Annotated in this window: 13 protein-coding genes; 4 read left to right on the forward strand and 9 right to left on the reverse strand. The window is 72.6% G+C overall.

Features of this window, described 5'->3' with window-relative positions; translation table 11 throughout:
* The first annotated feature begins 63 nt into the window (after positions 1–63).
* The gene (locus HD593_RS28665) at positions 64–885 is read left to right on the forward strand and encodes a hypothetical protein (protein ID WP_185105133.1); all 822 of its coding nucleotides are present in this window, start codon (positions 64–66) and stop codon (positions 883–885) included.
* Positions 886–915: 30 nt separating this feature from the next.
* Here the strand turns inward: HD593_RS28665 and HD593_RS28670 are convergent, their stop codons facing one another.
* The 7 genes from HD593_RS28670 to HD593_RS28700 form a co-directional block, all read right to left on the reverse strand.
* Positions 916–2,214, reverse strand: a complete 1,299-nt coding sequence (locus tag HD593_RS28670) for an MFS transporter (RefSeq protein ID WP_185112192.1) — start codon at positions 2,212–2,214, stop codon at positions 916–918.
* A gap of 17 nt (positions 2,215–2,231) precedes the next feature.
* On the reverse strand, positions 2,232–2,429 hold the full coding sequence (locus HD593_RS28675; protein ID WP_185112775.1) for a hypothetical protein: 198 nt from the start codon (positions 2,427–2,429) through the stop codon (positions 2,232–2,234).
* A 125-nt stretch (positions 2,430–2,554) separates the two neighbouring features.
* Positions 2,555–5,302 carry an RNA repair domain-containing protein gene (locus HD593_RS28680; RefSeq protein WP_221525020.1) on the reverse strand — a complete coding sequence of 916 codons (2,748 nt, stop codon included), beginning with the start codon at positions 5,300–5,302 and terminating at the stop codon, positions 2,555–2,557.
* The gene (locus tag HD593_RS28685) at positions 5,299–7,029 is read right to left on the reverse strand and encodes an RNA ligase family protein (RefSeq protein ID WP_185105134.1); all 1,731 of its coding nucleotides are present in this window, start codon (positions 7,027–7,029) and stop codon (positions 5,299–5,301) included. Before HD593_RS28685 ends, HD593_RS28680 begins: the two co-directional genes overlap by 4 nt.
* Positions 7,030–7,108: 79 nt before the next feature.
* Positions 7,109–8,854 (reverse strand): acetyl/propionyl/methylcrotonyl-CoA carboxylase subunit alpha, encoded by a 1,746-nt coding sequence (locus tag HD593_RS28690; RefSeq protein ID WP_185112194.1) that lies wholly within the window; start codon positions 8,852–8,854, stop codon positions 7,109–7,111.
* Positions 8,855–8,856: 2 nt separating this feature from the next.
* Entirely contained in the window at positions 8,857–9,036 is a 180-nt protein-coding gene (locus tag HD593_RS28695; RefSeq protein WP_185105135.1) for an acyl-CoA carboxylase subunit epsilon, read from the reverse strand.
* The gene (locus tag HD593_RS28700) at positions 9,033–10,562 is read right to left on the reverse strand and encodes an acyl-CoA carboxylase subunit beta (protein WP_185105136.1); all 1,530 of its coding nucleotides are present in this window, start codon (positions 10,560–10,562) and stop codon (positions 9,033–9,035) included. The genes HD593_RS28695 and HD593_RS28700 overlap by 4 nt, the downstream gene beginning before the upstream one ends.
* An 89-nt stretch (positions 10,563–10,651) precedes the next feature.
* On the opposite strand from HD593_RS28700, the gene HD593_RS28705 reads away from it, so the two are divergent.
* Positions 10,652–11,326, forward strand: a complete 675-nt coding sequence (locus tag HD593_RS28705; protein WP_185105137.1) for a TetR/AcrR family transcriptional regulator — start codon at positions 10,652–10,654, stop codon at positions 11,324–11,326.
* Between the two features lie 174 nt (positions 11,327–11,500).
* Here the strand turns inward: HD593_RS28705 and HD593_RS28710 are convergent, their stop codons facing one another.
* Both HD593_RS28710 and HD593_RS28715 read right to left on the reverse strand, forming a co-directional pair.
* On the reverse strand, positions 11,501–12,373 hold the full coding sequence (locus tag HD593_RS28710; protein WP_185105138.1) for a class I SAM-dependent methyltransferase: 873 nt from the start codon (positions 12,371–12,373) through the stop codon (positions 11,501–11,503).
* Positions 12,374–12,430: 57 nt separating this feature from the next.
* Positions 12,431–13,351, reverse strand: coding sequence for a LysR family transcriptional regulator (locus HD593_RS28715; protein WP_185105139.1), 921 nt, complete (start codon positions 13,349–13,351; stop codon positions 12,431–12,433).
* A gap of 151 nt (positions 13,352–13,502) precedes the next feature.
* Between HD593_RS28715 and HD593_RS28720 the strand changes: the two genes are divergently transcribed.
* Together HD593_RS28720 and HD593_RS28725 are read left to right on the forward strand one after the other, a co-directional pair.
* Positions 13,503–13,937, forward strand: coding sequence for an SDR family oxidoreductase (locus tag HD593_RS28720; protein WP_281402730.1), 435 nt, complete (start codon positions 13,503–13,505; stop codon positions 13,935–13,937).
* Positions 13,938–13,959: 22 nt separating this feature from the next.
* The gene (locus HD593_RS28725) at positions 13,960–14,718 is read left to right on the forward strand and encodes an alpha/beta fold hydrolase (RefSeq protein WP_185105140.1); all 759 of its coding nucleotides are present in this window, start codon (positions 13,960–13,962) and stop codon (positions 14,716–14,718) included.
* Positions 14,719–14,752 lie beyond the last annotated feature (34 nt).

Raw genomic sequence — 14,752 nt, forward strand, 5'->3', positions numbered from 1 at the left:
TCGGCTGCCGTACAACCTGAAGCGTTCCCGATTCGTGATCTGGATCCAGGATGATCGCGCGTCATGAAGCAGACGATCATCGGCGCCGCCGCGGGCGCCGCCCTCCTGTTAACCGCCACGCCCGCCGTGGCCGCCCCCAAGGACCCGCTCGCGGCGCTGCGGGCGCAGCTCGCGGCGGGCAAGGGCGTGTCGTTCTCGTTCCGCATGTACGGTGAGTCCGCGCTCCTCACCCAGACCGGCCGCCTGCAGTTCGGCAAGAAGGGCATCGCGGCCTCCGACGTCACCGGCAAGCTCGCCACCGGCGACGATAAGCCGGCCGACGACTTCGGCGGCGGCGACGAGCCGAACGGCCTGGCCGCCGCCATGGGCAAGCCGGAGCGCACGATCCGCATCGGCCGGACGTCCTACGTCAGCGGCGGCCCGATGAGCGCGGGCCTGCCCGACGGCAAGACGTGGTTCAAGCAGTCGCCGGGGTGGACGAGCGGCATGACCTCCATGTTCGGCGGCTTCGTGAACGCGGCCGACCCGAGCACGTTGAAGGTGCTGCTGGCACGCTCCAAGCGGAGCGGGTCGGCGTACAAGGGGTCGATGAGCGTCAAGGACCTGCTGAAGGCCTCGGACTGGTCCCGCGCCACCATGTGGTGGAAGCTCGACTCCAGCGTGAAGGTGAACTGGACGCTCGCCGTCGGCTCCTCGGGCCTGCCGGTCAAGCTGACCACGCGGCTGGAGAGCGCGAAGGCGGGCGTGAGCAAGACCGCGATGGAGATGCGCTACACCAGGTGGGGCACCAAGGTCTCGATCAAGGCCCCGCCCGCGAGCACGGTGACCACCAAGCTCGACCCGGACAAGTCCACGCTCCAGCTCCCCCCGGCGCCCAAGCGCTGACCACGACCCGACGCCGGGGGGATCGCCTCGTCAGGCGAGCGGCCGCTCGCCCAGCCCCAGATCGGTCCCCTTGGGCTCCTTGACCGCCGTGACGGCCGCCAGGGAGATCACGCAGAGCACCATGATGTAGGCGCCGACGGACAGAGCCGATCCCGTGCCCTGCACCAGGGCCTGGGCGATCGTGGGGGCGAAGGCGCCGCCCAGGATGGCGCCGAGCGCGTAGCCGATGGCGACGCCGGAGTAGCGCACCGAGGCGGGGAACATCTCGGCGTACATCGCCGACATCGGCCCGTACGACAGCCCGAGCCCGATGGTCAGGACGATGATCGCCAGCGTGAAGAGCCAGATGTCGCGGGTCTCCATCAGTAGGAAGAGCGGGATCATCCAGGCGAACACGAGCGCGTACCCGATCTGGAAGGTGCGCACCCGGCCGATCCTGTCGGACAGCACCCCGCCGTACAGGGTGAAGACCAGCCAGCCGATGGAGCCGGCGACGGTGGCGAGCAGGACCGACGGCCGGGGCAGGCCCAGCGTGGCGGTGCCGTAGCTGATGAAGTAGGCGATGATCAGGTAGCCGGCGGCGTTGTTGGCCACGAAGATGAGCGCGGTGAGCAGCACGTTGCGGGTGTGGCCGCGGAACAGGTCGCGCAGCGGCGCGGCGGAGGTCCTGGTGCGCTGCTGCAGCTCCTTGAACACGGGGCTCTCCTCGACGGCCCGCCGCACGAGGTAGCCGAGAACGATCAGGGTCAGGGAGAGCAGGAACGGAACCCGCCAGCCCCACGCCTGGAATTGCTCCGGCGTGGTGACCGTACTCATGATCCACAGGACGCCGGTCGCGAGGATGAGGCCGATCGGCACGCCGATCTGGGGGAAGGCGCCCCACCAGCCGCGGCGCTCGCGGGGCGCGTGCTCCACCGCCAGCAGGGCGGCGCCGCCCCATTCGCCGCCGGCCGAGAAGCCCTGGAGGATGCGCAGGAGGATGAGCGCGATGGGCGCGGCCACGCCGATCGTCTCGTAGGTGGGCAGCAGGCCGATGAGGGTGGTGGCCGCGCCCATGAGGAGCAGGGTCAGCACGAGCATGCGCTTGCGTCCGAGGCGGTCGCCGTAGCGGCCGGCGATGATCGCGCCGAGGGGCCGGAACAGGAAGCTGATGCCGATCGTGGCCAGCGAGATGAGCGTGGCCAGGCCGGGGGCCCGCTCGTTGACCGGCGCCAGGAAGAGCGGGCCGAACACCAGGCCGGCGGCCTGGGCGTAGATGAAGAAGTCGTACCACTCGATGGTGGTGCCGGCCAGGGTGCTGGCCAGGACCTTGCGGTCGTCGCGGGTCATGGTGCGTGGTTCGCTCGTCACGTGGGGGCTCCGTTCCTTGCTGCGGGGGGTCGGGTGGCGCGTTCGAGCTCATAGGGGTGCGTGACGGGCTCGACCACCTCCGCGACGGCGCCCAGGTCGCCGGGGTCGAAGGCGTGGTCGACCCGGCGCATCAGCGCGACGATCTCCTCCGCACACCAGGCGTACCCTTCGACGTCGGCCGGGTCGAACACCATGCTGAAGCGCGGGTTCCCCGCTGAGGCATGCCCGGCGACCGCGGCGTCGAACCGGTGAGCGCCAGGATGCCGCGCAGCGCGACCGCCTGCCGGGCGGCAGGTCCGTGCGGGCGCATACGTGGCGTTCAGCGCAGTGTGGGCACCGCCCCGCCGCCGGCGCGCTCGACCGTCACGCCGGGCAGGTCCCCGGCCCACCGGCCGGCGATCCCGGCCAGCCGCTCGGCCGACGGCGGCGTACGGCCCAGCCCGATCGCGTACCGGGCGTGCCCGGGCCCGCTGTCGAACGGCCGCGGCCAGGCATGCACGTCCGCCACCCCGGCCTCCTCCAGGGCGCCGATCAGCTCCAGCATCCGCCCCCTGACCCGGCCGAGCAGCACGTCCAGCTCCGCCGAGCGCACGGTCACCACCGCCCACGCCGCGTGCCGCCGGTGCAGCGGCGGCGGCGCGGCCAGCTCGGCGGAACGGCCGTCCTCCACCAGCTCCCAGGCCCGGTACAGCTCCTGGGTGAGCAGCTCCAGCCCGCCGGCGGTGACCTGGCGGGCGCAGTTGCGCACGGGCGCGCTCGGCGTCAGCACCACGACGGGCGCCGGCTCAGCAACAGCAGCAGCAGGGCCGAGGCCGATCGGGTCCCGCCAGTTCCACGCGGCCCACGTCCCGAAGAACCGGCTCAGCGGGTCACCGCCGCCGTGCACGGTCCGCGCGGCCATGACCGTCCAGGCCAGGCCGGGAAGCCCGCCGAACGGGGCGGAGTCCAGCCCGCGCGCCCGCGCCCACGCCTTCACCTGCCTGGCCAGACGAGCGAAGCGCTCATGGTCGTCGCCGGCCGCCGCGCGGACGGCGACCGCGTCGCTCACCGCGCTCAGCGCGGTCGCCGCCGCCAGGCCCAGCTCGGCCCGCCGATCGACGGCCCGCGACGGCGGCACCGAGCCGGACGGCACCACGGTCAGATCCACGTCCAGCCGGCCCGTACGCAACCGCAGGCCGGGCACCCGGGCACCCACCACCCGCCGCACCCTGGAACTCCCCGGCAGCGCCGCGCGGACCAGCGCCTCGACCTCGGCCAGATCCGGTTCGCCCGGCAGCACCACCACCAGGTCCAGATCCGCGCCCGGCAGCTCGCACCCCATCCGCCGCGACCCCGCGACATGCACCACCCCGGGCGCCAGCACCTCCTCCAGCCGCCGCAGCACCCCTTCGGAACCGGCGACCGGCGCGTTCCCCTCGGCCACCGCATCAGGCAGCCACCGCAGCTCACCCGTGCCCAGCGTGACCCGGGCCCGCGCACGCATCGGCTCATCACCCCGCCGCGACAGCAGCACCAGCTCCCCCACCCGCGCCGGCATCGCCGCCACCCGCAGGGGATCCTCGGTACGCCCGAGCGTCAGATGCGGGGTGTACCCCTCGGGACGCCCCCCGCACCGGGGGAACCGCCGCCGCAACGCCTCGTGCAGCCGCTCCCACGGAGCAGGATCGGCGGCGGCCGGATCGAGCCACGCCGTCACATGATCACGATGACGGAACACCCGCACCCCCTCCAGCCTCGCCTCGAACGGCCCCACCTCGGCCGCCGCCGCGGCCAGCAACGGCGCCGCCGCCTCGAACTCCGACTCCGGCACGAACCCGAAGAGCAGGTTGACGTGCGGCGGCCACCGGCGGACCTGCGGATCACGCGCCTGGCGCACCTCCTGGATCGCCGGCCACAGCTCGTCCGGCGGGAGCCACGCCACCGCCGTCCGCGCCGTCGGCGCCACGTCGAGCACCCCGCGCTCCCCGGCCGCACCCGTGAGGTCGAGCACCGCCTCCACCGCGAAATGATCGGAAATGTACAGCCCCGCCGGATCCGGCGTGTCACCCCGCAACGCCGCCGAAACCACCCGCGGCCTGCCCCGCAGCAGGATCCGGTCCAGCCGCGCCGCCCGCCCGGACCGCGACGACAGCGCCGCCAGCGGGTTGACGGCCGGATCGAACGTCGGCGTCCCGTCGGGCCCGTACGCCTCCGCCCACGCGTCCCGCAGGCCGAGCGCCGCCGCCGGGGTGTCCGTGCCGTCGTTGAAGTCGCCCGCCAGGACCACGTCGCCGTCCACGCCGGCCAGCCCCTCGGCGATCGCGGCCAGCTCGGCCCGCCGCCTCGCCGCGCCGTCGGCCGAATGATCGCTGGTCAGATGGGTGACCGCGACCGTGACAGGCCCGGCGGCGCTCTCCACCACGACGGCGGCCACCGCCTTGTGCGGGCCCAGCTCGTGCCGCGCCGCCTCCCGCACGGGCAGCCGGCTGAGCAGCAGCAGCCCGCCGTCGTCCACGTCCGTGCCGTACGGGTCGGTGCCGAGCGTGTACCCCTCCCGCACCCAGGGGGCGGCCAGCAGCATCGACAGCAGCGCGGGCTCGACCTCCTGCAGCGCGATCACGTCCGCGCCGGACTCCCGCAGCGCCGCGAGCAGCAGCGGGCGCCGGCGGGCGGTGTCGATGCGGTCGCTGTCGTAGCGGTCCCACAACGTGTTCCACGTCAGGACGCGCACCTCCGCCCGCGCGCCGGGCCCGCCCCCGGCGGCGGGACGCCAGCCGCCCGCCGCGTCCCAGGCGTGCGGGGTCGAGGCCGTGAAGAACGGCGGGCGCAGCAGGCGCGCCTCCCGCGCCCGGCCCGCCTCGCAGGTGTCGAGCCGGTCGAGCCCCGTGGCCCGGTCCCACACCAGCTCGCCGTCCGCCTCGACGAACAGCACCCGGTGCCAGGGAATGTCCCCTCCCGGCGTGAACGCGGCCAGCGCGACCCGCTTGGGAGCGGCCTCACGCTGGCCGACCCCCATGACGAACCGGGACGCGTCGAACCTCGCATCCCAGCGGATCCGGTGGTAGATCTCCTCGCTGGTCCGCATCATGCCTCCCGCTCGGCCAGCACGCCGTCCACGTCCTCGACCGTCCCGCGCGCCCCGACGTACCACGTGCGATGGGCCTGGCCGGGATACGGCGGCACGAACCGGCGCGCCTGCCCGGCCAGCACGTGCGCGGGCACCGGATGGGCGCGGCCGGCGTTGCGCCGGTGCAGCTCGTCCTCCTCCACCAGCAGCACCGCGTGCGTCGTCAGCGCGTCACGGCGGCGCGCCACGCCGCCGGCCAGGCCACGCTGGTGCGGGGTGAGCGAGGTGGCGTCCCACACCACCGTGCCACCGGCCGCCAGGGCGGCGTCGAGCCGGTCCAGCGCCTGGCCGAGCACCTCCTGGTTCGCCCGCTGATCCGACCGCGAACCGCGCGCCTCGCGCAGGTCGTCCAGCGACACGTACGCGTCGATCCCGCTCAGCCCCGCCGCGAACGTGCTCTTCCCGCTGCCCGACGGCCCCGCCAGCTGCACCAGCCGGGGAAACCGCCCGGCCCGCCACCGCCACGTCGCCGCCACGGCCTCCCCGGCCGTGGCGAGCCTGCCCCGTACCCAGGCCTCGCGCGCCTCCGCCCAGCACCGGTCGGCCACCTCCGCGCCCAGCCCGGCCAGCTCCGCACGCAACCCCGCCCGTAACGGCCCCAGCGGGTCCGGGCCGAGCAGCCCGGCCTCCTCGGCATGCAGCGCCGACCACTCGACCTGCTCCCGCGCCTCGCCGTCGAGCCCGCCCGCCGGAACGGACGCCGCGACCGCATGCAGCACCCCCAGATCGGCCGCCAGCGCCATCCGCCGCAACCCGGTCTGCCGCTCCTCATCAGGAAACGGGCGGCGCAGCCCGCCGTGCAACCCCACCACGTCCGCCACCCGCCGGGCCGCCGCCATGCCCAGCGGCCCCGCCAGCCGCGCCGCCACCCAGGCCCGCGGCCGGGCGTGCAGCACCGCCGCCAGCACCCCCGCCAGCCGCGCGTCCCCCCACCGCCCGATCGCGTCCAGCCGGGCCGCCACCTCAGCCGCCACCCCCGACCCCGCCTCGATCGAGGTCTCGACGCCCAGCGCGGCCAGCAGAGCACCCGCGTCCGGAGCCGCCCCGGACCGCACCGACCACAGCGCCGCCCCCGCTCCCAGCCCGTTCGGCACCACCGCGGCGTGCATCCAGTGCGTCCCCGTCCGCACGTGCTCCGGCCGCACCCACTTGGCCACCCGCCCCGCGAACTCCTCCCGCCCGAACCCGCCGGCGGCCCGCACCACGTACCCTTCCTGCCGCTCCGGATCCAGCCGCAGCCCCCGCAGCGCCCGCTCGTCGAACACGCCACGCCACAACACCGGCGGCACCGGAATCCCCAGCCCCCGCAAGAAGGCGACCGTCCGATCCCAGTCCAGGCAACGATCGCCGTCCCACACCGAGAACCCGTAGAACCAGCTCTCCAGCCCCTGGTAGGCGATGGAATGGCGGGCGAACACGTTCTCCCCGCACACCCGCCACCCCGCCGGGATCCGCCCGCCGATCCGCCCCTGCAGGCCCTTCACCCACGCCCGCGACGGATGATGACCCGAGTCCAGCGACCGGGCATGCAGCCCGTCCGCGTACAGCGTGGTGTTCTCCCCGTCGAGCTTCTCCGTCACCACGACCTCACGCCCGCGCAACCCCGACAGATCACCCGCACGGACATCGTCAGGGCTCACCCCGGGCGACCACGGCAGGTGAGAGGTACGCGGATACTGCACGCGCATGATCCCCTCCCCCGGCCGGCCGGAGATCACTGTACAAGCGCCGCGACCAGCCCCTCCAGCCAATAAACCGGGCGACCCCTCACACCGGATCCTTGATCTCGCAGACCACCGCGCCAGCCGCCACCACGGCCCCCACCGCGGCCGCCATCCCGACCACGACCCCGTCCTTGTGCGCCGTGAGCGGCTGCTCCATCTTCATGGCCTCCAGCACCACGACGGTGTCACCCGCCGCCACACTGTCACCGTCGGCGGCGACCACCTTGACGATCGTCCCCTGCATCGGACTGACCAGCGCGTCTCCACCACCCGCCGCAGGCGCCGCCGCCTTCCTGACCCGGCGGCCGGCCGCGGCCTTCGGCGCGCCCCCGCCCCCGCCGAGCCCGGCCGGGAGCACGACCTCCAGGCGCTTGCCCGCCACCTCCACGGTGACACGCTCCCGCCGCACCGCCTCGCCCTCCGCGACAGGCCCGGCGTAGGGCGGGATCCGGTTGTCGAACTCGGTCTCGATCCACCGCGTGTGAACCGCGAACGGCTCGGCCGTGAAAGCCGGCTCGCTCACGACGGCCCGGTGAAACGGCAGCACCGTCGGCATGCCCTCCACCTCGAACTCCGCCAGCGCACGGCGGGCACGCTGCAACGCCTGCTCCCGGGAAGCACCGGTGACGACCAGCTTGGCGACCAGCGAGTCGAAGGCACCCGGCACCGACTCGCCCACCTCGTACCCGCTGTCGAGCCGGACACCGGGCCCGGAAGGGGCACGCCAGCGCGTGATCGTCCCCGGAGCGGGCAGGAACGAACGCCCCGGATCCTCGGCATTGACGCGAAACTCGATGGAATGCCCGCGCGGCGCCGGATCGTCATACCCCAGAGGCTCCCCCTCGGCGATGCGGAACATCTCGCGGACAAGATCGATCCCGGTCACCTCCTCGGTCACCGGATGCTCCACCTGAAGCCGGGTGTTGACCTCCAGGAACGAGACCGTGCCGTCCTGACCCACCAGGAACTCACACGTACCCGCCCCGACATATCCGGCCTCACGCAGGATCGCCTTGGACGACTCACGCAGCAGCACCTCCTGCTCCCGCGTGAGAAACGGCGCAGGAGCCTCCTCCACCAGCTTCTGGTGACGCCGCTGCAGCGAACAGTCCCGGGTGGAGACCACGACCACGTCGCCGTGGACATCCGCCAGGCACTGCGTCTCCACATGACGAGGACGATCAAGATAACGCTCGACGAAACACTCACCCCGGCCGAACGCGGCCACCGCCTCACGGACGGCACTGTCGTACAGGCCGGGAATCTCCTCCAGCGAACGCGCCACCTTCAGCCCACGCCCGCCACCACCGAACGCCGCCTTGATCGCAACCGGCAACCCGAACCGTTCCGCGAACGCCACCACCTCGCCCACATCCGCCACCGGATCGGACGTCCCGGCGACCAGCGGCGCACCGACCTTCTGCGCGATGTGCCGGGCCCGCACCTTGTCACCCAGCGCCACGATCGCGGACGGAGGCGGGCCGATCCAGACCAGACCCGCGCCGATCACCGCCTCGGCGAAAGCGGCGTTCTCGGCCAGGAAACCGTAACCGGGATGCACGGAATCAGCCCCGGAACGAGCGGCCACCTCCAGCAGCTTGGCGACGTCCAGGTAGGTACCGGCAGGCGACTGCCCATCCAGCGCGTACGCCTCATCGGCCAGGCGCACGTGCAACGCGTCCCGATCCGGATCGGCGTACACGGCCACGCAACCGATCCCGGCATCCCGGCACGCCCGCACCACCCGGACGGCGATCTCCCCCCGATTGGCGACCAGCACCTTACGCAGACTCACAACCGTCCTCCCACACTCCATCGCGACTCCCGCCAACCGCCCGGCCCCGGCACGACAGGACGCCGCAACACGCGGCGCGCCACGGGCAACGGCGCCGGCGCCCGCCGCACGGCCCGCAGCGCCACCACGAGAGCAGCCAGTTCCTCGGCCGTCGGAGAACCCTTGACGATCTTCACAGCGGGATGTTCCCGTGCTTCTTCGGCGGCAGCACATCACGCTTGCCACGCAGCAACCGCAACGCCCGGACCACCTCGCGCCGCGTCTCACCAGGCCGGATCACCTTGTCCACGTAACCGCGCTCCGCCGCCAGATACGGGGTGGCCAGCGTGTCGTCGTACTCCGCGACCAGCTCGGCCCGCAGCGCGTCCGGATCATCGGCGGCGGCCAGCCGCTTGCGATGCAGGATGTTCACCGCGCCCTGCGCCCCCATGACCGCGATCTGCGCGGTGGACCACGCCAGGTTGACGTCCGCACCCAGGTGCTTGGACCCCATCACGTCGTACGCGCCGCCATAGGCCTTGCGCGTGATCACGGTCACGAGCGGAACGGTCGCCTCACCGTAGGCGTACAGCAGCTTGGCACCCCGCCGGATGATCCCGTTCCACTCCTGCCCCGTACCGGGCAGGAACCCCGGCACATCCACCAGCGTCAGCACCGGAATGCTGAACGCATCGCACGTGCGCACGAACCGGGCCGCCTTCTCCGAGGCGTCGATGTCCAGCGTGCCCGCCAGCCGCAACGGCTGGTTCGCCACCACCCCGACCGGCCGGCCCTCCACCCGCCCGAAACCCACCACGATGTTCGGCGCGAACAGCTCCTGCACCTCCAGGAACTCACCGTCGTCCACCAGCGCGCCGATCACCTCCAGCATGTCGTACGGCTGGTTCGGCGAATCCGGGACGAGCCTGTCCAGCGCCGGATCATCCGCCAGATCCACCTCCACATGCGGATACGACGGCTCATCGAGGTTGTTGTCCGGCAGGTACGCCAGCAGCGCCCGCGCGTAGTCGAGCGCGTCGTCCTCATCGGAGGCCAGGTAGTGGGCCACGCCGCTGCGGCTGTTGTGCACCCGGCCGCCACCCAGGTCCTCGAACGTCACGTCCTCGCCCGTCACCGTCCTGATCACGTCCGGGCCCGTGACGAACATGTGCGACTGCTCATCCACCATGATCGTGAAGTCGGTCAGCGCGGGCGAGTAGACATGGCCGCCCGCGCACGCGCCCATGATGAGCGAGATCTGCGGGATCACCCCCGACGCGCGGATGTTCCGGCGGAAGATCTCCCCGTACAGGCCGAGCGAGACCACACCCTCCTGGATCCGCGCGCCCGCCCCCTCGTTGATCCCGACGATCGGGCAGCCGTTGCGCACCGCAAGATCCATCACCTTGCAGATCTTCTGCCCGTACACCTCACCCAGCGAGCCCCCGGCCACCGTGAAGTCCTGCGAGAACACGCACACCTGACGGCCGTCCACCGTCCCGTACCCGGTCACCACCCCGTCCCCGTAACCGAGCGACCCCCTCGCCAGAGCATCCAGCTCCACGAACGAACCCTCGTCCAGCAACCGCTCGATCCGCTCCCGCGCGGTCAACCGGCCCCTGGCGTGCTGCTTGGCCGCCGCACGCGCCTCACCGACATGCACCGCCTCATCCAGGCGCTCCTTGAGACGGGCCAGACTGCCCGCGGTGTCCTGCGCTGCCATCCACCACCACCGATAGGACTCAGTACCAAAATCACGGTACTCAGTTTCGTCCGGGTTGAACACCCCCGAATCCCGGGAGAATGACCCCTGTGCCGAAACCGCCCATCAAACACCGCCTCGCCGAAGCCGCCGTGGCACTCTTCGACGAGAACGGCTACGACGCCACCACCGTCGACGACATCGCGGCACGCGCGGGCGTCAGCCGCAGCACCTTCTTCCGCCACTACCGCTCCAAGGAAGACGCCATCTTCCCCGACCACGACGCACTGCTCGACAAGATCGACGCACGACTCCGCGCATCCACCGCCGGCACCGCCATCGCCGCCATCACCGACGCCGTCCGCATCGTGCTCGCCCACTACGTCGACGACGCCGAGGTCTCACTCCGCCGCTACCGCCTCGTACGCCAGGTCCCCGCACTCCGCGACCGCGAGATCGCCAGCGTCGCCCGCTACCAGCGGCTCTTCCGCGAGTTCGTCGGCACCTGGCTGGGCGACACCCCCGACGCCGGGCTACGCGCCGAACTCATGGCCGCCTCCGTCGTCGCCGCCCACAACCAGGTCCTGCGCGGCTGGCTGCGCGCCGGCGGCACGTACGATCCCTCCGACCGGCTCGACCACGCCCTCGGCTACGTCATCGCCACCTTCCGCCACCTCGAACAGCCGCAGGAGGACGAACAGATCGTGGTGGCCACCTTCAGCCGCGCCGCGACCCCCCAGGCCGTCATGGCGGCCATCCAGCAACATCTGTCTGGCAGCGTCTGATCACGTCGCCGGCTTCTGTGTTTTGAGAGTCGAGTGGTTTACTATCAACCCGGCGCCTTTACATTGTAGATTAGCTCTCTCGCGTCTCTCCTCGCATAGACGATCAAGAACGCGACCAGCCAAGCCGGCCACCCGTCACATCCCCCGAAAGATCATCTTTAGCCGGCCGCCCGGTCAGCGCCGAAGGTGCCAGAACAACATCGACGGCGTTCCGGCGACGGCCGCGTGCGCCGCCTCCGGTGCCAGGCCGTACAGGGCCCACGGCCACACGTCCCACGGCCCCGGGGCGTCGGTCCGCTCCCCCGGCTGTCCTGGCGGGTGCAGGGGCTCCTCGCATCGCCGCACCTGGAGCCCGGCCGCCAGCGCGGCGCGCAGGTAGTCGCCGACCAGGTGCCGGTAGGTGGCCACCCTGGCCGGCTGTCCGCCGGGCAGCCGTACGGGCGGGACCACTCCCCTGGCCACGCCCTCGGGATGGATGTCGGCGATCACCACCTGCCCGCCGGGCCGCACCACCCGGGCGAACTCCGCCAGCACCGGGCCGAGCTCGGGCACGTGCGTCAACGCCAGCGAGCAGACCACCAGGTCGACGGACTCGTCGGGCACCGGCAGCGACGACAGGTCGCCCAGCAGGAACTCCGCCTGCGGCACCCGCTGCCGCGCCCGCTCCAGCATGTCGGGCGAGCTGTCGACGCCGCGCACCCGATGGCCCCGGCCCGCCAGGTAGGCCGCCAGCCTGCCGGTGCCGCACCCCGCGTCGAGCGCGTCGCCGGCCGGCAGCGCGCCGACGACCTCCCTGATGAAGGGCTCGTCGAGGTCGAACGCGGAGTTGGGGCCGTCGTAGGTCTGCGACCAGATCCGGTAACCGGCCACGGTGTCCACGCGGGCGACCTCGACGGCGGCGCCGGCCAGGGAATCGTCGTCGATCAGCTTGCGGATCTCGGCCAGCCGGGCCTCGACGAACTCGCGGCCGTGCTCGCCGGTGTAGGCCCGCATCAGGGCGATGCCCTCCAGGCCGAGCACGTACGCCAGAGGATGCTCGTAGATCACCCCCGGCACGGTAACGACGACCGCCGCACGGGGCCACCGAATTTCGCGTCACCCGCGTCAGCGGGCGAGACAGTTTCTCGCGGATTCCCGGAAGCGGGCGACGAGCGGGTTGCGGTCGCCGGCGCGGGTGACGACGGCCACCTGGCACGGCTCGATGCCGTCCACGGGGATGGTGACGAGGTCGTCGCGGAGCGTGCTGCGCCGGTCGCCGGCGGGCACGATGGCCACGGCCCGGCCGTCGGCGACGACCTCCAGCTTGTCCTCGAAGGTGTCGGCGAGCATGGGGCCGAGCGGGGCCGGAGCTCCGTCCGGGCGGGGGGCGAGCCGCCAGAACCCGGTCCAGGCCGCCGCCATGCCGGCGCAGGCGACGAGGGGCTCGCGGGCGAAGTCGTCCGGGCTGACGGACTCCTTGCCGGCGAGGGGGTGGGAGGCGGGGACGAGGAGCACCCGGGGCTCGTCGTAGAGGACGGTCACCTCCAGGCCGTCGTCCGGGATCGGCAGCGGCGTGCGGGTGACGAGCGCGTCGACCTGGCGGCCGGGCAGGGCGCGGGCCTCGTCCGAGTCCAGGTGCCGGGTGCGGACGTGGGCGTCGGGATGGCGGCGGCGCAGGTCCCGCACCGCGGGGGTGATGACGAGGTCCTCGACGTAGCCGATGGTGATGGTGCGCGGGGGCGCGGCGGCGCGGGCTGCGAGCACCGCCTGGTCGGCGGTGTGCAGGAGCGCCTGCGCTCGCGGGAGGAACGCCGCGCCGGCCGCGCTCAGGCTGCTGCCCTGGGTGGTGCGCTCCAGCAGGCGTACGCCGAGCGCGTCCTCCAGCCGCTGGATCTGGCGGCTCAGGGAGGGCTGGGCGACGTGCAGCGCCGCCGCCGCCCTGGCGAAGTTCAGGTGCTCGGCGACGACCGTGAAGTACCGCACCAGGCGCAGGTCGAGGTCCAGGCCGGGACTGACCGCCGGGGTGGGCAGGGGTTCGTCATCCACGCCTTCCGTTATACCGCCGCTGCATGACGAGGTGCGGAACAGGACTTGGACGCCCAGCTCAGCAGGCGGTTGACTCGAAGTCGTCCGGCGAGGCCCATCCCGCCGGGACGAAATCCACTGCTGAGGGGGATCACTGCCGGACCTCGAGGCGCTGGCCGGCCGGGTGAAGGCCGAGTTCGGCACGATCGACGCCCTGTTCGTCAACGCCGGCGTGAACGGTTTCGCGCCGTTCGAGGCGACGAGCGAGGAGTTGTTCGACCGCCTGCTGACGATCAACGCCAAGGGGCCGTACTTCACGGTGCAGAAACTCGCTCCGCTGATCGCGGAGGGCGGCGGCGTGGTGCTCACCACCGCCGTGGCGAACGTCAAGGCACTGCGGCGCTCAGCGCGTACGGGGCCAGCAAGGCGGCGCTGCGCTCGACGACCCGCGGCCGCGGCTGAAGGCGCAGCTGAGCGCCGAGATTCCGATGCTGCGGCCGGGCGCACGCCCGGCGAGGTCGCCAGGGCATTCGCCTTCCTCGCCTTCGAGGCGACCTACACCACCAATGCCGAGCTCACCGTCGACGGTGGCGCCTCCCAGCTCTGATCGCGTGTAAAGGAGCTTTCCCATGACTGTTGTCTTCGTTCACGGTGTCCCGGTGACGTCCGCGGTGTGGACACCGTTGCTCAAGGAGTTGTCCGCATTCCAGCATGACGAGGTGGTCCGGCTCTCGCCTCCGGGCTTCGGCGCCCCGTTGCCCGCGGATTTCGGTGCCACGATCGAGGACTACCGGAACTGGCTCGTTGCCGAGCTTTCGCGATTCGCCGGACCCGTGCACCTCGTCGGTCACGACTGGGGAGGCGGGCACGTCACCGAGGTCGCGATGGCCCGTCCCGACCTGCTGCGCAGCTGGGTCAGCGACACCATCGGCGGGTACGAGCCGGACTTCGTCTGGCACCCGCTGGCACAGCTCTGGCAGACGCCCGGCGAGGGAGAGCGGAGCATCGGAGAGATCTTCGCCGGGGACGCCGGCGAGCGGGCGGCGCGCATGGTCGAATGGGGCATCCCCGAGCCGGCGGCCGGTGAGGTGGCACTCGCGCAGGGCGCGGACATGGGCAGGGCGATTCTCGCGCTGTACCGGTCCGCGGTGCCGCCCGTGCTGGTCGAGCGTGGCCGCGATCTTCCCGCCGCCGCTGCCCGGCCGGGCCTGGTCCTGGTTCCCACCGAGGACGTCACCGTCGGCAGCGTCGCCGCCCGCCACCGTGCCGCCGGGCGCGCCGGCGCTCGGGCCGTGGAGCTCGACGGGCTCGGGCACTGGTGGATGCTGCAGGACCCCGCTCGGGCGGCCCGCGTGCTGTCGGAGTTCTGGAACGGCCTGGAGTCCTGACGGGCAGCGGCGGGGAGGGCGCCGCGAGACGCCC

The organism is Nonomuraea rubra (assembly GCF_014207985.1).
GTDB classification, from domain to species: Bacteria; Actinomycetota; Actinomycetes; order Streptosporangiales; family Streptosporangiaceae; genus Nonomuraea; species Nonomuraea rubra.